The following is a 19854-nucleotide window of genomic DNA, read 5'->3' on the forward strand; positions in this document are numbered from 1 at the left end:
TAAAGCACCACATGGTAATTGGATCCTCAAAAGTGGTCCGTTTTTCAACGTTCCCCGAGAATGGCTTCACTGCCACGCGGATTTCTGTTTCCCAGTTGGAACTTTTGGAGGGCCTCGTTCACGCCAGGAAAAGGTTCACGTCGCACAATTGGGTCTTTCAAAGTCCCTCCTACATGAACGAGGACAATCTGCTCGCTGGCGCCACGGAACAACTCCTTGACCACGGGGACCTGAATCTCGCGACGTCCTAGCATCGCCCGCATAATCAATCGCAGGTTCCCATCCAAATCTACCTCACCCTGGCCGGTCAGACTGAATGCATCGCCCGAAAAAGTAACGCTGTCCAGATAGACGTGTCGTCCGGCAATTCGAAATTGCCCTGAACTTTCGCTAAACGCTGTCGCATCTGGTTGTCGAACGCTCAGAATCTTCAAAAGGGCGATCATCAGGGGAAGTTCATAGACATTCGCTTCCCGGAGCTGGAAATTCCCATAACCGGCCAATCCCTGGATATCGTCACCCTGACCTTTGAATCGGACGGCTGCATCGAGTGTCCCACGGATAATTGACGAACTAGACTGGTACTCCCGGACGAGCTCCGGGAAATCTGCCTTCAGCAAAGAAAGTGCGACATCGTACTCGAATCTGTCGGAAAGACGGACCCAACCAGCCCCGGATAACGTACCTCCAAAAAGTTCTGCCGTTATAGGCTGGCGAGACATTGCCGATTGACTGACCGTCGGGCTCCTGCGAGCAAATTCACCTACAGCCCAGTCCCCACCAAAAATGATCAATTCATTGGCAATTCGGAATGGGCCTTGCAACCGGGTGATCGGCAACCCCAGCACCTGAAGGGCGTGCAGATCCAAATCCCCATCGGCTGTAAAGTTTCCCTCTGAATATTCCCCCTGGAAACGAATTTTTCCGTTCAAATTTCCGAACACCAGGCTCGTCCCTATGCTGTTTTGAACCAAAGTGATCACCACATTCCATGCTGCCTGGAGAGGGCTCGACTGGCCGACTGGATCGCGGCCCGAAGCGATTTCGTCGGTAACGGAATTACCAGGCGAAGCTTGGTGTGGTCTGATCAACCGGAACTGCCCACGCACGACCACAGGCCCCTGGATATTGAGACGAGCAAGGGGACGGCTCAGGGCTTCCGGTAAGGCCAGAAGTAGCGCCCGATCAATGATCAAGCGGTCAACCCACAGGTTGCGGAGATCGAGAGACCAGCCGCCACTCTGTGCAAGCTCGCAGGATCCGTCAGCTTGAAACTCGGTGTTCTCGTGATGTCCACGGAGCCCCTGAAACGAGAGAGTCCCGGCCTCGTAGGTCAAATTGCCCACGATGCCCTCCAGGCGGTACGGGCAAGATCGAGGCTGAAGAGTCAAGCCGCGATCCACCGGACTGGCCCACAGTTTGACGTCGAGAGGTTCACCCGAGGTGTAAAGGATCGTCCCCCGTACTTGAACGGTGCCTACTGGATCAAGCTCCTCCCAAATCTGGCGGATGTGGTTGTCGCGAAAGGCACCTTTCAGTTCGTTGTCCAGAGGAAGCTGTTTCGCTTCAAAATCGAGGCGAAAAGTGGAACTTCCATTTTGCGGAAGGAGCGTACCGTGGGCAGAAATCTCTGCCGGACCGCTTCTTCCCCGAAGTTCCTGGAACGACCACGCATCATCCCGCATAACAATGCGACCGGTGATGTCGGAAATCGGATACGGGAAAGCTTCATAGCGAATCGAGCATCCATTGAGCGTCGCCTCCATCTGTCGATGGAGCACGCCACCTGGTTCGTTCTGCCACAATCCAAGCCACACATCGGCGGAACCGCTCAGATGCAACGCCCGCAGGGTCTGGCGGCTCTTGGTATCCAGAACCGCATTAAGCAGCCGCTCGTCCAGAGCGATCCGCTGGCCACTGATGCTGATTTGGGTCACCGGTCCAGCCAGAGGATTGAGTACTTGGCCGCGAATCTCCACGGGCTGATTCCCAGCCATCGCTACGAGCTGGATTCCGAGCCGCTCGGGCGTCAGTTCGAGGCGTCCCTGAACCTGCTGAAGCCGATAAGGGAAGCGATAATAGGCAAACGACGCACTTTCCAGATTGGCAATGACGTGAAAATGACGCTGCCCCTGCAAAGACGTCAAACGCACGGTGAGATGGACTGTGCCTTCGGGAAAGTACTTCGGCCATTCCTCCTGAAGTTTGGAGGGCAAAAGCGGAAGGAGGGCCGGATCAAACTTCAGATGGTTGATCTGCATATCGAGATCAGCCAGTTGTGCCAAATCCCAGTTCAAAAGTTTGGCCGAACGCACCACAAATGCCGTCGAACCCGAAAATGCCGTGACATCAGTGAATGACACTTCGTCTCGTGCGGCGGTGAAGTAGCCGCGGATATCTGTGATGGCATACGGCAGTCGTGGATCATCGAGGCGTCCCCGACGAACTTGGCCCGAAAGGTCGTAATCCACCACCGGATTGCTGCCGGCCGAGCAGAAAATGTGAAATGTCAAAGAAAGCTGCGCGCGAAGATGCTCTAATGGACGCAAGGTGCGTCGTACTTCCCGGGGAAAAGCGGCCTGACACTCGGGCGAGAGTTCCAGTGAGTCGACTGCGCCAGTGAGTCTCAAGCACGGCGCTCCGGAATCGAACGTTCCCTCAATATCGATTCGGCGTACAAAATCGCCTGTCATTGTGCCACGGAATTTTCGAGACCCGGCATTCGATCCGTCCGACTGCGACCGAGACTCACTGGAGATCTCCATTTGAATGTCCCGATACGCAATGACGCTCGGAATCGGCCCACGAAGGTCGATGATCTCCATCATGCCGTTTTCTATATAAACTGGAGGATGTTTGCTTCCTGGCAGTTTTGGCAGAGGAAGTAAACGAGAAATGTTCCACTGTCCATCGGTACCACAGGCGATGCGCACATGCGGCCGACGGACAATGACTCGCTCAACGGGAACATCACCAGACAGCAACTCCTTGTACGCCACTGGTCCCGCCAGCATGATTTCCTCAATTTCGGCAATTGTAGCCGTCACTTTGGGTAGATCTGTGACGGTAATGCGGACACCGCGAAGCTGAATTCCTTCGCCAGGCAACAACTGAGCCGATCGTATTCGGATACGCAAATGAGGAGACAGCACCGCACATCGCCGCTCAATTTCGCTGCGGAGCTCATCATCCACCCTTTTATAGAGCCAGATGGCAAAGAAAAACCCGGCGACCAGGGCAACAGCAAGGCCCCATTTCAGGAAGAACCCGATCTCTTGAATCAGCCGCCGCCAGGTCATGGTGTTTACAGTGTTACCGTGAGGCAACCAGATCTCCAGCAGTGTGGTGCCCCATGCTCCGAGGCATCAGTTGTCTTTGGTCCCGATCTTGCCCTGTGAAATGTCCAACCCTGCACCGCTGCATGCGCATCAGGCATTCTCTCGCGCAAAACGCACCCGCTTCGCTCGAGAGCCATTTGCTTTCCAGCTCGTGATTCGCTCTTTCCATTGCATACTTCACCCCACCACAGTCGGCGTCCCACAAATCTGATCAATCTTCCTTGTTGCTACGACGCGGGAACGACCTCAGCGCCAATGCGCTACTCGCCAGCACAATCAAACCCGGTACCACGGGGATGCGATATCGCAGCGAGGAGACGAAAACCATGTGCAAAAGTGTGAAATACACCGCTGGCAATACACAGGTCATCAGCACCACGCGCCGTGTGTACCCTCGGAGCATGCCCACGATCGCCAGAGCAAAGGTCAACACTGCGGCGACAGCCATTACCAGATTCACCGGAAACACATTGAACCCCGGATCATTGGGCACAATATTCCAGAAGCGACGTACCTTCACAAAAGCAAGCCAGAGGACACCCGTGGGATGCTCGATTGCCCACGTCACGGCCTCACGTTTTAATCTGCGATCCAATTCCAGCTCCCAGAACAGGGGATCAGCATCCGGATAGTTGCGTTGAACCTCCCGTAGTTTCTCGACCACGAAATCCATGTTGCTGCCGCCGCTGGCCTGCGGGTTCCAGGCGTCATAGAGGCTTGCCCCCACTTGAGTCGTCGTCAAAATGATCCTCCCGGTCATCCAGTAGTTACGGACCCACCACGGTGCCATGACCAGGGCAAATCCTGCCACAGTGGCTGCCCAGGCCTGCCAGGAGGGCAGCAAATGCCGCCATATGAGGAGCTGGACGATCGCCAAAAACGGAAGCCAGAGAAGAGCACTGGGGCGAATTAGCGTGGCCAGTCCAAATGCGACGCCAACACCCAACGCAGATCGCCAAACGCAGACTTCACCTGAATCACTCTGTCTACAACTGTGAGCAAAGAGAAACATCCCCAGTACCCATGCCGGCGCGAAGCCTGCTTCGCTCAATACGGGAATGGATCCCAGAATCAATTCAGGGTGCAGAGCCGTCAATATTCCAGCAAGGATCCCCGTATGCCTGTTAAATAGTTCTTTTCCCCACAAACAAACCAACACGCCCGTTACAGCGCCTAGAACGGCACCTTCAAGACGTGCCAGCCAGATGGGTGGATCGTCGAAAACGAGAAATAATGGGGCAAGAAGGAGGGGATATCCGGGCGTGCGGAAAATCGCCCCGGTGACCCCATATTGGTAGGGCTCTCCCCGTGCGATGGCGCGGGCAAGATGCCAATAGCTCTCGCTATCACCAAAGATGAATCCGCCACCAAAGCGCCACATCCAGAGACACACTGCGACCAGTCGTACTGCCAGGCCAAGCAAGAAGATTCCCGCTAGCGTCCATGCGGAGATCCTGTCTGAGGGCGATATCGGAGCTTGCGATGGATTCGGATATTCACACATCGGGCGAGATACGACTTTCCATCCATGGAATCCTCTGGCGCATACAATGTCGGTTCTCCAGCATCCATCGTGGGGTCAAGAGTGGCTAGACGCACGTATGCTACAGGACCTCACCTATTGCGTCAACGCAGAACAGCGCCGAACCGGACAAAGCATTGAAGCCAGGGAAACTTAAAAGCAGGGGAAAAACCGAGAACTTTTTCATAGAGGGGCAATCTCAGCAATTCGCAGCGACTAAGCTAAATAACCAAGTTACTGCTTTCCGGTCTCGTCACACTGCGAGTGAGAATTGCCGGAAAAATCCCCTGGCAAAATGCAGGTTCGGTTCCTCCTGTTTGCGCCAGGCTCACTCAGATTTTGCCAGACATTGTTGTCGTTTCTCGACCCCCAAAACTGCAGGGCGGTAATGGACAACTCATTTTCGGGAGTTATACTCAATGCCAACTGAGATTGTGCTATCAGTGCATGAACCCGAAACGTGGAGGTTTCGCCGGCTTTGTCTTCAAGTGAGGAGGAATACTCTATGTCAACACAGTTGCCAGATTATGTCGCAAGCGCCCGTCCGGTGCCCAAGGACCAGCGGACACCCTGGTATGCGAGTACAGCGCCAACCTACGCGGGCATTTTCCTGTGGTTCGTTTTCTGGCATCAATTGCCGATGCTGGAAGAGCTGGCCAAAGGCAGCGGCATACCGGCTTCAGCAGGCGGTGCACTCGCCCAAGGATTAGGGATTGCTATTCTGGCGCTGATTGTGTCCGCCCTGATATGTCATTACCTGTTTTATCTCATTCCTGGAAAGCTCGGCGTCCAAACGGGACTTCCTCTTTACATCGTGGGTACCTCCACGTACGGCGTGCAGGGCGGATTCATCATGCCGGGATTCTTGATGGGGGTTCTGCAATTCGGGTGGTTGGCGGTGAATGCATTTTTCACCACCCAGTTGTTGTGTCAACCGTTCGGCGCGGGACCGGGTTCAGTGACTTTTTCTATAGTGGCCATTGCCTTTGTACTCCTGGCGACGCTCATCGGCATCAAGGGGATTCAATATGTGGGGCGCGTCGCTACTTATCTGCCTTTGTTGCCACTTTCGATTCTGATTATCCTCACGCTGGCGTCTCTGGGCGGCGTCACCAGGATGAATCACGCGCAGCTTGTGCAGGATGGCCAAACTCCTGTGAAGGTAGCTGCCGATGGCACCCTGGCAACGGACCAGGACTCTAACGCCAAAGAGGTTAAGGCTCACGATTCGCTGACAGTATGGGGTATTTTTCTGGCGGTCTCCACCTATGTGGTTGGGTTCTTCGCCACAGCCGGAGCCGCCGGTGTCGATTTCGGGATGGGCAACCGGGACGAAAATGACGTGAAATGGGGTGGTTTGGTGGGAATTGCTGGGGCCATCATCCTGACCGGGGGGCTTTCCCTTGTGATCGCTGCCGGTGCAGTCGGCGCACAGCTCGCAGGGAAGCCTCCTGTCTTGCAAACGACGCTGCTCATGGAAAAACTTTCGCCCGTTTTGGGCGCAACGACCCCAGCCGTCTTTTGGTACCTGCTTGCTATTGCGGCCTTCCCGCCGGCATGTTTCTCCAGCTTCATTGCAGCCAACAGCTTCAAAACCACGCTGCCCAAGGTCAATCCGTTCGTCTCCTGCGGTATTGGGGCCCTGTGTTCTATCGCTCTCGTACTCTCCGGATATGCCGGCAATGCTGTGAAGGTGTTCTCCGTGATCGGCGCATCGTTCGGTCCTGTATGTGGGGCGATGGCTGCCGACTATCTGCTCAGTGGCAACCGCTGGGCAGGACCGCGAGCAGGCTTCAACCCGGCAGGCTGGGTCTCCTGGATCTTGGGCTTTTGCGTGGGCGCGGTCAATCTGGTGCTCAACATCAACCTTGTCCCATGCCCACCAGTTGCCGCATTCCTGGTAGGATTCGTGGTATACCTGGGCCTCGCATTTGCGGGGCTTGAAAGCCGGACACTCGAAATGCCCCGAGATGTGCACTGAAATCGGAGGGCAGCCCGGCAATAAGTAACGTGCCATCGCGAACTTGCTGGGTTAACTAAATAGGCCAAACCTCGCCATGCACACTGGGAGGGCCCAAACAGGGCCCTCTTCTGGTAAACTGGTGGTACAGTTCAGAGTTTTATCGGCAAATCACGACCCACGTTGTACAGGACCGTCACACATGGACGGGGACTTCCACGGTCGGCAGCGCGATTGGTTGCGCGATGTTGTGCTTCCCAGACGGTGGGTCCGGGAACTGGATCGCAGGGCCGTCGAAGACTTCGGAATCCCAGGGCCGGTCCTCATGGAAAACGCCGGCCGGGGAGCCACCGACGTGCTGGAACGTTTGGGAATAAATGGCCGTGTCGTTGTCTGCTGTGGGAAGGGCAATAATGCGGGCGACGGATTCGTGGTGGCCAGGCACCTCGATTTGCGAGGGTTTGACGTGCTTTTGCTACTGGCCTCTCCGGGTGAGTCTCTCACAGGAGATGCCCTGCTCAATTATCAAATCGCGGACCGTGCCGGGTTGCCGATGAAAGTAATCGGCGCAGATTTGAACAGCGAGGAGTTGAAGGGCTATCTTACGCAGGCCGAGTGGATCGTGGATGGGCTGCTGGGCACAGGGGCCGTTGGAGATCCCCGGCCACCGTTCGACGGCTTCATAGAGGCGATCAACTTCGCCAAGGATGCAGGGGCCCACGTCTTCGCCCTGGATCTTCCCAGCGGCTGGGACTGCGACACTGGGGAACCGGGAAAGCCCTGTGTGCGAGCAGATCACACGGTGACTTTCGCCGTGATGAAACCAGGATTTTTAAAGCCCCAGGCCGTGCAATTTGCGGGCCACGTGGAGGTGGTGGACATTGGGGTGCCGCGACGACTGATCATGCAAGTGGCAGAGGAATACGCGAGGGAAGTTTCCCGCCTAAGATGACGCTAAACGAGAGAGTACTATGGAGGATTCCAACCAACAACTGAAAGGCAGTCCGGGCGAAACGGGGCTGGTGGTTCGTCCCGCTTCACGGGAAACTTTCCGTCTTAACCTTTGGTTGCTGTGCAAGGACCTTCCGGCAGATGACCGCGATGCCCAGCTCCAGCGTCTTCTCGATCATCTCCGCAAATCCCCTCCAGGCACGGCTGGGATTCTTCAGGCCCAGCGAGGGGATGAAGTGGTCGGAGCCATCCTGTGGACGATGTATCCCGGCAGGACGGCCGTGATCTCGGCACCGGGACTTCGCGAGAACGAACCACTCACGACGGCCGAAAAACTTTTCAGCGGGATCATTTTCAACTTGCGTAGCTCGCAAACACGCCTGATTTTTGCCAATCTTTCAGTGGGCCAAACGATCTTTCACGAGCCCTTAAAGAACACCGGATTTTCTCCCCTTGCACGGCTTCGCTATCTTCTTTCCCCCGCGCGCGACTTTCCACGCGAGCTTCCCTCGTCGGAGCTGTCTTTCGTGCCTGTAACATCATGGGGCGGCAAAGAATTCGCGGAAATTGTCGAAGAAACCTACGTCGGTACCCTTGACTGCCCTGAACTTAACGGAATCCGAGAAACGGAAGATGTGTTAGCCGGTTACCGCGCGGCGGGGGTCTATTCTCCCGACTTGTGGTTTGTAATCACACATGAAAATGAGCCGGTCGGGTGCCTGGTTCTCACAGATCATCCAGATTTTGACCAACTCGAGCTGGTTTACATGGGACTGATTCCAAAGTTCCGGGGACACGGCTGGGGCAGGGAAGCGGTTCGTTACGCCCAATGGATGGCTCGGATACGAAAGCGGAGCGGGCTCCTCCTCGCTGTTGATACCCGAAACATTCCGGCCTTGCGTGTTTACGAGTCGCTGGGTATGCAACCTCTGGAGGAACGGGACATCTTCCTGTTCGTTTTTAACGACGACCGCGGGGCAGCAGGTCCCGTCACCGGGTGACGCCGGATTGACACGCCAGGCCTCGTGCACCAGGATACTGCTCTTCATTCTCTTGAAAGATTCACAAAAAATCACAACTTGAATCCATTCTATAATATATGACGCACGCATGTGGTCGTGCAACACGACGTGACTGATTCCGTAACAATCTTTCCCCACGCCACGGTTGATGGGCAACCCTCTAAAAAGTTTTTCGATGGCAAAGACGTTTTGTGTTTTGCGGAGTGGTCTTACCCTTGAAACACGACCACAGAAAATTCCGTCCGCCAACCCAGTTGCGGGGCTTTGACAGCAGTGCTGTCAGCGGTAGAATCACGCTCATCGGGTGACACACATGCAGGCTGAGGATGACTCAGTTCATCCCTCACGCGCAACTCATCTGATTGCGCAGCCTGTTCAGCGGCAATCACATGGAGCAATCACTGGAACCAGTGCGCTGAAGGTACGCGCAGCAGGAGCGGTGGAGCAGTGACCAGGGATGAAAAGGAAGTCATATCGGCCCTCCGAAAGGTGCTGGCCGATAAGGTCGGATATGATCGCTATGCCCTATGGTTCGGCCGACGTACGCGCTTCCTTTGGGATGGTGCCCGGCTTACGCTCCAGGTTGCAAACAGTTTTTATGTGGATTGGATTCGAACCGTCTTTCATGACGCGATCGAGGAAGCCTGCAAGGCAGTCTTCGGCAAAATCCCTGAAGTTCACTATGAGTGGAACGAAAATCTCAGTGTAACGGAGGATGAAGAGCCCATACTTTCCAGGCCGACCACACGTTCGAACCATGACGGCACTCGAGCAGTGACTGCGACAGCAAAGAGGGCCAGTTCACGCCGGACCACCTCCTCTCACACTCATCCGCCTTCACTGGACGATTTGCCACTCTTCGCTCATGCAGCGCGCTCCTGTGAGCATTCCGCAGAAAATGACGCCGCGAGTCCTGGGTGCATCACTTGCGATTCACCTACGACGGGCAAACCATCTGTGTCGGGAGTCGGTACCCAGGAAACCCCTGGTACTCGGGAAACATTCGAGGACGCGCCCCGTGAGCCTGAATGCTTCGCACCTCACATCTATGCGGAAGGACCAGTCAATCCCGGCAAGGATGAGAGCCCGCTTACAACCGGCCACTGCGTCTCGTCACAACCTTCTTTGCGGATAATCTGTCACACCACAGACGTAACATCCAACGGCCGTAATCGGCAAGACGACGCGCTTGCAACCGGGGAAGAACCCTTAAAGACCTCGCATGTCCACAGAGCGCGAACTACGCCGACGCCCCTCAATCCCCAATCGAATCCCGGCCATCGAGCCGACCAATCGGGGTTCGCTGACCTGGAAACTTTTGTTGTAGGGGATTGCAACCGACTGGCGTATGCCGCTGCTGAGACAGTGACACGAAAGCTGGGGAGTTATTCCCCCCTGGTGATTCACGGACCGAGCGGTGTCGGTAAGACACACCTTCTGGAGGGTATTTGGAAGGGAGTGAAAAAAAGGAATCCCCGGGTTGCCGCGCTATATCTTTCTGCCGAGCAATTTACCAGCGCTTACGTGGAGGCTCTCCAATCAGGAACAATCCCTGTTTTTCGTCAGAAATACCGGGGTGTCCAACTGTTTATTTTGGATGATCTGCAATTTTTCGGAGGCAAGCGGCAGACGCAGATCGAGCTTCTCTACACACTCGACAGCCTAATGAAGAATGGTTGCCAGGTGGTGTGTGCTGCCGACCGACCTCCCTCTGAACTTCGAGAATTGACCCCTGAGCTGCGGAGCCGATTGGAGGGGGGAATCGTCTGTCGCATCGATCCGCCAGATTTTGCCACACGGGCGAAAATCGTTGAGAATTTCTGCCTTGCGGCGAGTTTTGCCCTAGATCGGGAGGTCCAGCAGTGGGTTGCCGAGTCGTTCGCGCGAAGCGTACGTCAGCTCATAGGTGCCCTGCGACGCTTGGAGGCCGCTGCCAAGGCGCTCAAGAGGGCCCCCGATTGCCAGCTCGCCAGCGAGATCCTCAGTGATCTTCTACCAGAAGGCACCAAGCAGGTGACGCTCGCCGATATCGAACGCGAAGTTTGTCGAGCGTTTGCTCTTCCCCCCGGCGCACTTCAAAGTGACAGGAAAGATCGCACCGTGGCGCAGCCGCGTATGCTCGCTATGTGGCTCGCTCGGAAATGCACAAGAGCCAATCTGTCGGAGATTGGTCGCTTTTTCGGACGACGGAGTCACGCCACGGTCATCTCGGCCCAAAAGCGTGTGGAAGAATGGCTTTCGGGCAAAGAGACCGCCGCTGTCTCAGATGGGCATCGTTCCATTTGGCAGACGATTCACGAGATTGAACGCCGGCTTCGTACAGGATGATCCAATCTGTGCTCGACTGACGGCGACAGTTGCTCCAGGTCCGCATCGCACTGCCACGCCAAGCTATCACACCCGGCGCCGGCTTTCGAGCATTGCTTGCCGGACAGAGGCGGTTATACTAACGGCAGACCAACCAAGGCCTCGAAGCGTGTCACGAGCTGTCGGGAGACGGCTTCCACTCGCGCGATGTATGCATCGCTCTGGAGCCGGGAGATTGACTCATGGCCCGCCGAATCACTCGCCGCAGGTGGCTCAAACAGTCGCTCGCCACCGGTACTGCCTGGTGCATTTTGCCCTCTAGTAGAGCGGTTTTCTCCTATGAGGCGAATGAAAAAGTAGCCTACGCCGCAGTGGGGCTTGGCAAACGGGGAAGCTACCTTGCACCCACCTTCGCCCGAATCGGAGCGAAGCTCGTTGCATTGTGTGACGCCAACACGGAACAGCTAGGAAAGCTCGCCGCAAAACTGCCGGGCGCTACTTCGTATCAGGATTTCAGAAGAATGTTCGATGAAAAGAGCAGCCAGATCGATGCGGTGGTCGTTGCGACGCCGGACCACACGCATGCGGTTATCACGGCGGCTGCGCTTCATCTCAACAAGCACGTCTATTGTGAAAAGCCCATCAGTCACGACGTTCGCGAAGCCCGAGTATTGCGCGAGCTGGCCAATCAGAAGCGAGTAGCCACCCAGATGGGCAATCAGGGGATGGCAACCGATTCGTTCCGCCGTACCCTGGAACTACTGGAAGATGGCATCATTGGGGACATCCGGGAGGTCCACGTATGGTTCGTATTCGGAGGAAGTGGGGCACGAACTCCCCCGAAGGATCAACCACCGGTTCCCGCACATTTGAACTGGGAGCTCTGGTTGGGACCCGCGGCGGAACGCCCCTATCATCCGGAGTATGTTTCGGGTTGGGGTGGATGGTGGGATTTTGGCACCGGGTGCCTGGGCGGAGGTGGTTCGCACTCACTTAACCTTGCCTTTAAGGCATTGAAACTACGCGAATTATGGGATCCTCCTGCAAGCTCTGCCAAGCGAATCCGGATTGAAAGCGAGATTCCTGAGAAAGCTCCTCACGGCTTCCCTCGCTGGCAGTTCGTACGGTTTTATCTTCCCGCCCGATCTTCTCAGCCTCCGGCGATCATCCACTGGTACAACGCCAACGAGGATGAACTGCGACGGCAGGGCGTCTGGACAAAACTTGAGGAGATTGCGGGTCGAGATCTGGAGTGGAAGGACAAAAGCTGGACGCCCCGTTCCGGCACCCTCCTCGTGGGAGAAAAAGGGATTGTCCATACGAATGCACACAATTCAGTGTGTCAGATTCTACCCTTGGAGAAGTTTCCCGAGCAAACGGAGCCACCCAAGCGTTATCCGAGGGTAAGGGGGCACGAATACGAATGGCTGGACGCGTGTCGCAGCACAGGCCAGCCGTTTTCCAACTTCGATCACACAGGTCCTGTCATTGAACTGCTTTTGGCGGCCAACGTGGCTGGTCGATTCAACGAGCCGCTGGAATACGATCCCGTCGCCTGCCGTATCGTGGGAAATGATGAAGCGGATGCGCTCCTTCGTCCGACTTACCGCAAGGGATGGACGCTGTGATGGACTCTCTCCAATTATTGGAAAGTCGTGCACAGAGACAACAACACGTTTGAGTTCGGGTTTGTGAGTATCTTTTGAGTAACAGCGCGTTCCGTCGTCCTGTTTGGAGACACCGCTTGTCCTCGCCCGGTTCCGAATTGGCGCAAGATAACCATCCTTTTCCTGGCCGTCTTGATCAGCGGGGTAAGTGCAACCTTCACGCTGCCAGTTCACGCAGCATCGCATCTCCGCCAATCACCAGAATGTGATCACAGTCTGGAACTCCGGTCGGCTGACGGCTGTTCATTCGCTCGACGCGACGGTTTGAGGCCCATCGCCACCCGCTGCACATCGTCATCAAGTGCCCTGGCGACGATTTTTTAACCCGAGTTCCCATCTCCTAGACAAAAGTCAGCCAGCGACACGGCTTAATGCTTGGCGGATCACGTTGCACGCAAGCTCGACTCAAACAATCTGGGTTTCTGTCAAGCCGCCGAGTAACATTCCCCGGGGGTGAAGTGCTCCCGCCACCGACATCAAAGCGGCCTTCGACCGTATTGGGGAAGGCCCTGTTTGCCAGAGTTTTATGCCATCCAGTCCCGATCTCCTGATTAGTGCCGGATGTGCACACTGTTGCGAAACCACCACGCGATGCGTTGCGCGATTGATGCTGAGAGCGTCAGCCTGCGAAGCAATAGAATCCGCCGCCTGGAAATCGCGGAATCTGCCCGCCAAATGAGCGTGTTTTCCCCTGTTTGCCCCCGAAACCTGCTACTCATTTTCTTCTCGTTCGCCCATCATATATCTGACCCGGCGTGCTACTTCCCCTGGTGCATTAAACCAGACTGCCGAACGCAAAGGCGTGAGATCAAACTCCAGCCGGGGCGGCCCATCCTTGAGAAGCACAACCGTGTTCAAAATCAGGTTGGCCTCCACAGGATCCTCAGTCTGCTTAAGGATATCCGTCAGGAATGGTCGCGGATCTTCCTCGCCCGCCAGCCCCAAAAACTCGGCCGCCCGCGCCCGCACCAACCGATCCGGATCGCTTACCGCCATTCTGCGGATGGTTGCAGCAAACGCACGCGCTTCCTTGCCGAACGCACTGCATGTGATGACCGCCCAGTACCGCTGTAAAGGATCGTCGGCTTGCAATGCTCTTTCCAACATCGGAGCAACCTCCGCGAACGGCCGAAGCTGCCAGTCGGCGATTTCGACTAGTCTGGCAATGCGCTGCTTATTCCGCTGGCCGTACGAATAACCATCACCCTGGCTTTCTCGAACAAAGATTGGCTCGGGAATAAAGCCGAGATCTGGCAATCCAGTGACCCAATCGTGCATCGTTCGTCGCAAATCTGCAAGGACCTGGGCGTACTGCGGATCATTCGCCAGATTGACGGTTTCATGGGGGTCTTTTTCAATATCAAAAAGACACTCGGGCAATTTCGGCTCGAAAAAGGTTTTTTGCACCTCGTTGAGTTGCCCCTTCCGATACAGGTCCCACCATTCCCGATAAGCAGCCTGCTTATAGCGATATTCGTTATAGAGACCATCAAAGTTGAAAGGTTGATAATTTCGCCAGTACGTATATTTTCCCTTTCGCAAAAAACGGACGAGGTCATATTTCTCATCAAAACGATCGGCATAACCGAAGGCCTGGTTCCGCTGGTTGAGTTCTGCGAATGTCACGCCCGGCCCTAGAAATGGCTTGCCGTCCATTCCCTCCGGGATTGGCACTCCCACGAGATTGAGCACCGTCGGAGCCAAATCAACGAATTGAATCACTCCGTCGACCCGCGAGCCACGCGGCACAGGCACCCAATGTTGCCAGTTTTTGGGAACATAAACAATCAAAGCAACGTGCAATCCGTCCTCCCGGGCGTACCCCTTGCTCCCCGGCAACACGCCGCCGTTATCACCAAATTGGAAGACGAACGTATCATCGATTACTCCGTCCTTTTCAAGCTGCCGAATAAAGTCGCCGATCTGCCGATCGACTTCGCGATGCAGATCCAAATAATGCGCATATTTGTTTCTGAAAAGCGGCGTATCCGGATGGTAGGGAAATAAAACTACGGAGTTGGGATCCGTTTCCAGTTCGGAATTGTCTTTATTGGGGAATAACTGACTTTCGTGTGTTCCGCCAAAGTTTTGTACGTGAAAAAAGGGCTGACCGGGACGGCGGTGACGATAGCTGGCCCGCGGTGAAGATTCGTCCCAGACATCTATCTTCTCGGAAGGGGCAAAATTGTAGTCCTCTTTGCTGTTATTTGTCGTATAATACCCGGCTTGGCGCAGGTACCAGGGAAACATATGCAGGCCCGGAGGAAGCTTCGCTGGCAAGATTTTCCTGTGCCACTGTGCACCCAACCGCGGTGCGTGGCAGCCGGAGATAACGGTACTTCGGGCCGGCGAACAGACAGGCGAACACGAATAGACGTTATTAAAAACGATTCCTTCTTTCGCCAATCGTTCCACGTTGGGCATCGGTGCCCCTGCCGGGTTATAGAGCCGATACCAGCATGCAGCGTTGTCCTCTGTGGTCAGCCACACGATATTCGGTCGGGGCGCAGCGTCAAATGCCAAAGTTGTGGCCGCACACATGCCCAATCCAACGACCAGTACTCCGATTGATAAAACAAGAGTTTGCTGACGTCTCATGATGACGGACTCCTCCCCACCGAGCACGATCAATCGCTAGATAAACAGTCCTTCCAGAACCATCTTAGTACTCACATACTGCTCTTTTTGAGGCTCGTTCCCCCGATAATATGGGCGATTATTCTTTTCGTGTGGCTGCAAGATACTGAGCCAACACACCAATATTTCGGATGAAAGTTCGCGTAGTGATGATCCGACTCCCCGTTGCGGCTTTTCCGCTTGTTTTGAGATTCCCTATTTCGACCCAACGTCCCTGTTCATCAATTCCTTTCAGCACGCGTTCCACAGCGTGCACCAGGGTAGAAGGGAGAGTAGGGAATGGAAGTTCCAATCTTAGTAGCGGCTGTGGCCCCATCCGACGGGCATGTTCATAAAGCTGCCGAATAGTCCCAACATGATTATCTATTTTAAAACCATAGTGCGTCGGAAGATCGGCGTCACTGTATGTTAATTGATAATCACGCGTGAAATAGAGTGGCCGATTCGTTTTCAATTCGTAAAATCGGGCCAATCTTCCATCTGGCAGCGCGGACTGCTCCAGATAGGCAAGAGCTCGGGGAATAGGATCGAGAAATCGTGGCTCGGCAAGCTCGTGAAACGCCAAAATGAGTGTCCGCAAAACGCCCTGCGATTCGCCGCCGGATATGGCCGGGGGTTCGAACTTACGTGCCCAGCACGGACGCATTTGCGGGTCGTATTGCTGGGCCCAAGCAGGTTGGGGGTCTGGCATCTGGGCTTTCAGCAGGAACTCCGCCGCCCGACGGGCAGCCATGCGATATTGTTCGTCTCCGTAAACCCGCCAGGCCAGAAGCACTGTTTTAAGGGCGTCGTTATGGGCATTGTCGTTGAGGGTGTAACAATCGTAGTAGGGAGTGCCAGGCCACTGGCGCGGCCAGTCCTCGGGATAGGAGGCAGATACGTCCGGATAGTCTTCAAGGCGCGGCGGGGCACTGAATCGCTGTGGCCAGCCTCCATTAGGACGCTGCACCGCCAGGAGCGAATTCAGCCCATAAAGAACAGCCTCATGCACCTGTCTATCGGCCATCCCGGTTGTGCGGTCGAACTCGATGAGGAACCGTAGCGCCGACTGTGTTGTATCATCGTCCAGCGTCGACATATTGCGTGCTTTCTCGCCACCTGCTGGCGGCTGACGGTAACGGTAACTCCTCCGGGCGTCGGGCGAAAACTCGATTCGATAATCCCAACCTCCGGAAACGAGCTGGCCTTTCACAAGTGCGTGGGCCGTGCGGGTGGCCGCTTGAAGACATATCGACTCTTGCGTCAGTCGATACGCATTGAGGAGCGCCATTCCGACGCTCGGAGTCCCCGGTGGTTGGACCCAAGCCGTAGACGGAGAAGCAGGGCCTTCCCCTTCCCGGAAGCGTAAATCTTCGGAATACGCCCAAACATAGCCCCCTTCCACCGAAACTTTCTCATCGAAGAATCGGACCGCCCGCACAAGGGCATCATGGGCTTTTCCGCGAAGGGCTGGATTCTGTTGTTCGGGTTCAAATGCGGGAGTTTGCCCGAAAAAGGCATACCCCCCAATGGCAATTCCTATCCGCTGACAGAATTCACGACGTCGCACGGCTTTCCTCCCCCAATTTCTCGCCGACACCTTTGTTAAAGTTTTTAGTTTTTGCGGCATCGATAGCCTTTGACGCCTGCAACGCCGTTGGATACGTCAGGCTCAAACTGCAAAGTCACAGCCGGGGCGAGGGCTCCGATCCCTGACCCCGGCTGCTTGGGTGTTTCCCGTCATTCGCCGGCCGACGGAGACCCTTATACAAACTTGGTGATCCCTGGAATCGCCACGGGATAGCGTCCGTTCTCGTCTGGAACGATGGGCGGAGTTGCGTCCCACGTGTACGCCGACGGAGCAAGCACCTCCTTGGAATTGATCGCCTCTTCCCAGGTGATTCTCTGTCCTGTGTACGTGGCCATCCGCCCCATAATGGCCATCATTGTGCTGCGCGCCATGTATACGCCGTTATTGATCGGCTCACCCTTGCGGATTGCTGAGAAGAGTGCGCGGTGTTCTTCGACATACATATTGGGACTTTCGCCCTGGTACTTCCAGGACTGTTCTCCGTCGATTCGCCATTGATTGAGAATGATCGCCCGGCCTTTCGTGCCAAAGACATGATCTGTTGTGTCGTTCCAGCAATTGGCGTGCTGACGGCAATAGGAATACACGCGAACTCCGTTGGGGTATTCATAGCAGACCGCATGGTGGTCGTAGATATTGCCGTAGCGTGGCATTTCCGTCCTGACCTGGCGTCCTCCCATTCCCCAGGCTACGGCGGGCGGCTCGTCGTGCATCACCCAGAGCGCCTTATCCAGGCTATGAATATGCTGTTCGACATTGTGATCGCCAGAGAGCCAGGTGAAGCAATACCAGTTTCGTAACTGGAATTGCATTTCTGTCAAATTGGGATCGCGATCACGCCCACCGATGTGTCCGGTGTTATATGTTTCCTGAATCGCGATGATCTCACCCACCGCTCCGTCCTGAATGCGCTTGACGGTTTCGACAGTCGCCCGATGGTAGCGCCAGCACAGACCCGATACAATACAGAGCCCTTTCTGTCGTGCCAGTTCCGTGCTTTCAAGGACGGAACGATAACCGGCGGCATCCACTGCCACAGGCTTCTCAGCGAAGACATGCTTTCCAGCTTCTACCGCCGCTTTGAGATGAATGGGGCGGAAATGGGGCGGCTCACACAGAAGAACCACGTCCACGCCCGCATTAATAGCGCTTTTATAAGCATCGAAACCGACAAAAGAAGTTTCGGGAGTCACTTCGACGCGATCGGGAAACTGCTTTTTCAAAGCCTCAAGGCTACTCTTCAAACGGTCTTCAAACGCATCAGCCATGGCCACCAGAACCGTTCTCGGATCTGCCTCGAGGGCATCGGCAGCCGCCCCGGTGCCGCGTCCGCCGCATCCAATGAGGGCGATCTTCAAAATCGGATCTTCTCCAGCAGCATGGGCCATTCGAGCAATCGAGATACCGGTCAATGCGGCTCCTGTCACCAACCCGGTCGTTTTAAGAAAATCTCTTCGAGAGGGGGCAGACGGCTTCGTCGTCACGCAGCTTGCTTGCTGTGGATGTGCCATGGCGAGCTCCTTTCTTCCAGACTGGAATCGACACTTCTGCGTTTGTGGGGAATCACAATACAATGCTTCCACGGATACGTCAAAGACTCTGGGTGGGAGGCAAATTCCATCCCCAAATTCGCCTCTTATCTTATTTGGAACCCCTTTCAGGAACAAGCATGCGGCTGTGTTTTGGTCAGTCCGATCAGAGAAATCAACGAAGGCGAGACACGAAGCGAAGAAGCTGAGCGTTCAGGTCGTCAACGTCCCCGAAGATTTCCGTGAACTCGCGAATTCTTTCTTCTGGGGAATGATAAACCAGGGGCGGCTTTTCTCTCAACCGCTTGAGATATTCCAAAAAAGCGCTTCGTTTCTGTTGGAGTAAGAAATACGTTAATGCCCACGCTTCCGCGTAGGCGTCCAAGGCGGTTTCTGTGTTCTGGAAGCGCGCATTGTCGCGAATGAGCGTCACTAGCGAATCATCTGGCCGTCTGGAAAGATAACTGCGAAAACGGTCCAGCCGCGATTGATTAACCGCCCCCACCGTCGCCCAACCGCGGGCGCTTCTCAAATCAGGCGTCTCAAAGAACATGGCCAGCCCCTCGGCCACCCACTGCGGCGTATCGGTCCAGCGGCACGTGATTCCACAATTGTTGGCCAGTTGATGAGTCGCCTCATGCACAACCGTGGCAATACTTTGCTGCACGTTCGGGTTCTGCACGAATCGGGAGATCTGCGCTGCCGTCGCGGTCCCACCGCTCCCGGTCAGGTCGTACATCGTCACGACGTTCGTAACGAGGTTGTAGTGGCCCTGAATCTTCTCGATCCCGTCACCCACTTCAGCGCGACAGTGGGTCACATACTGGTCCCGAGACGAAAAGATGATCACCACAAGAGGAAACTCCGGTTTCTCAATAGTAACCCCTTTATTGGTGAAGTATGCGGTAAAGCCGGCATACAGTCGCTCCAGAAGACTGGCACACCAGCGGGCATAATCGCGAGAAGTATTATGTAAAACCACATAATGGGCAGTTTGATAAACTTCGAACCCTGCAGGCAGTTGCGTCAGCCACCAACGAGCGACGTCTTCCGAAGGCGCTGCTTTGAACTCCACAGAATCGCGGGAAACAGAGACGATCTCAGCCGGTGCCAAAGGAAGCAAACGGCCTTCCGGCGTCAATAAGAGGACTCCGCCATCCACAGCCTGCACAAGAATTCGACCACGGTGTGTGAGGACGTTCTCTCCCTCCTTGATTTGCACGATGTCCAGCGAATAGCCGATAGTGGAAAAACTCCCCAGTGCCAGCAAGAAGATCACAACAAGCCACCAGGGAGCAACTTTCGAAAAGGTGGTTTGCTGAAAGATACGTGTTGCCACACTCATCAAGTG

Annotated in this window: 11 protein-coding genes; 5 read left to right on the forward strand and 6 right to left on the reverse strand. The window is 55.4% G+C overall.

The features are described 5' to 3' along the window. Nucleotides 1–44 precede the first annotated feature (44 nt). Together ABJK56_RS09745 and ABJK56_RS09750 are read right to left on the reverse strand one after the other, a co-directional pair. The gene (locus ABJK56_RS09745) at nucleotides 45–3326 is read right to left on the reverse strand and encodes an AsmA-like C-terminal region-containing protein (protein WP_347244474.1); all 3282 of its coding nucleotides are present in this window, start codon (nucleotides 3324–3326) and stop codon (nucleotides 45–47) included. Nucleotides 3327–3549: 223 nt separating this feature from the next. Next, nucleotides 3550–4719 carry a glycosyltransferase family 39 protein gene (locus ABJK56_RS09750; RefSeq protein WP_347244475.1) on the reverse strand — a complete coding sequence of 390 codons (1170 nt, stop codon included), beginning with the start codon at nucleotides 4717–4719 and terminating at the stop codon, nucleotides 3550–3552. 646 nt (nucleotides 4720–5365) lie between these two features. Here ABJK56_RS09750 and ABJK56_RS09755 point away from each other — a divergent pair. The 5 genes from ABJK56_RS09755 (at nucleotide 5366) to ABJK56_RS09775 (ending at nucleotide 12728) form a co-directional block, all read left to right on the forward strand. Beyond that, a complete protein-coding gene (locus ABJK56_RS09755) occupies nucleotides 5366–6841 on the forward strand; it encodes a hypothetical protein (protein ID WP_347244476.1) in 1476 nt (491 codons plus the stop codon). A 181-nt stretch (nucleotides 6842–7022) separates the two neighbouring features. Then, complete coding sequence (locus tag ABJK56_RS09760; protein WP_347244477.1) at nucleotides 7023–7772, forward strand: NAD(P)H-hydrate epimerase; 750 nt, start codon at nucleotides 7023–7025, stop codon at nucleotides 7770–7772. A 19-nt stretch (nucleotides 7773–7791) separates the two neighbouring features. Then, on the forward strand, nucleotides 7792–8772 hold the full coding sequence (locus tag ABJK56_RS09765; protein WP_347244478.1) for a GNAT family N-acetyltransferase: 981 nt from the start codon (nucleotides 7792–7794) through the stop codon (nucleotides 8770–8772). 468 nt (nucleotides 8773–9240) lie between these two features. Then, entirely contained in the window at nucleotides 9241–11121 is a 1881-nt protein-coding gene (locus ABJK56_RS09770; protein ID WP_347244479.1) for a DnaA/Hda family protein, read from the forward strand. Nucleotides 11122–11342: 221 nt separating this feature from the next. After that, entirely contained in the window at nucleotides 11343–12728 is a 1386-nt protein-coding gene (locus tag ABJK56_RS09775; RefSeq protein ID WP_347244480.1) for a Gfo/Idh/MocA family oxidoreductase, read from the forward strand. Nucleotides 12729–13478: 750 nt separating this feature from the next. Here the strand turns inward: ABJK56_RS09775 and ABJK56_RS09780 are convergent. The 4 genes from ABJK56_RS09780 to ABJK56_RS09795 form a co-directional block, all read right to left on the reverse strand. Continuing rightward, complete coding sequence (locus tag ABJK56_RS09780; protein WP_347244481.1) at nucleotides 13479–15365, reverse strand: sulfatase-like hydrolase/transferase; 1887 nt, start codon at nucleotides 15363–15365, stop codon at nucleotides 13479–13481. Between the two features lie 118 nt (nucleotides 15366–15483). Then, complete coding sequence (locus ABJK56_RS09785) at nucleotides 15484–16953, reverse strand: pectate lyase (RefSeq protein WP_347244482.1); 1470 nt, start codon at nucleotides 16951–16953, stop codon at nucleotides 15484–15486. 194 nt (nucleotides 16954–17147) lie between these two features. Then, nucleotides 17148–18485 (reverse strand): Gfo/Idh/MocA family oxidoreductase, encoded by a 1338-nt coding sequence (locus ABJK56_RS09790; RefSeq protein ID WP_347244483.1) that lies wholly within the window; start codon nucleotides 18483–18485, stop codon nucleotides 17148–17150. 193 nt (nucleotides 18486–18678) lie between these two features. Then, on the reverse strand, nucleotides 18679–19848 hold the full coding sequence (locus tag ABJK56_RS09795; RefSeq protein ID WP_347244484.1) for a DUF1570 domain-containing protein: 1170 nt from the start codon (nucleotides 19846–19848) through the stop codon (nucleotides 18679–18681). Nucleotides 19849–19854: the final 6 nt, after the last annotated feature.

The sequence above is a fragment of the Thermogutta sp. genome (assembly GCF_039793925.1).
Taxonomy (GTDB): domain Bacteria; phylum Planctomycetota; class Planctomycetia; order Pirellulales; family Thermoguttaceae; genus Thermogutta.

What these genes read in the sequence shown, in the direction of transcription:
- ABJK56_RS09750 (WP_347244475.1), bottom strand. Translation starts at nt 4,719, where the DNA reads ATGTGGCGCTTTGGTGGCGGATTCATCTTTGGTGATAGCGAGAGCTAT.
- ABJK56_RS09755 (WP_347244476.1), top strand. Translation starts at nt 5,366, where the DNA reads ATGTCAACACAGTTGCCAGATTATGTCGCAAGCGCCCGTCCGGTGCCC.
- ABJK56_RS09760 (WP_347244477.1), top strand. Translation starts at nt 7,023, where the DNA reads ATGGACGGGGACTTCCACGGTCGGCAGCGCGATTGGTTGCGCGATGTT.
- ABJK56_RS09765 (WP_347244478.1), top strand. Translation starts at nt 7,792, where the DNA reads ATGGAGGATTCCAACCAACAACTGAAAGGCAGTCCGGGCGAAACGGGG.
- ABJK56_RS09775 (WP_347244480.1), top strand. Translation starts at nt 11,343, where the DNA reads ATGGCCCGCCGAATCACTCGCCGCAGGTGGCTCAAACAGTCGCTCGCC.
- ABJK56_RS09780 (WP_347244481.1), bottom strand. Translation starts at nt 15,365, where the DNA reads ATGAGACGTCAGCAAACTCTTGTTTTATCAATCGGAGTACTGGTCGTT.
- ABJK56_RS09790 (WP_347244483.1), bottom strand. Translation starts at nt 18,485, where the DNA reads ATGGCACATCCACAGCAAGCAAGCTGCGTGACGACGAAGCCGTCTGCC.
- ABJK56_RS09795 (WP_347244484.1), bottom strand. Translation starts at nt 19,848, where the DNA reads ATGAGTGTGGCAACACGTATCTTTCAGCAAACCACCTTTTCGAAAGTT.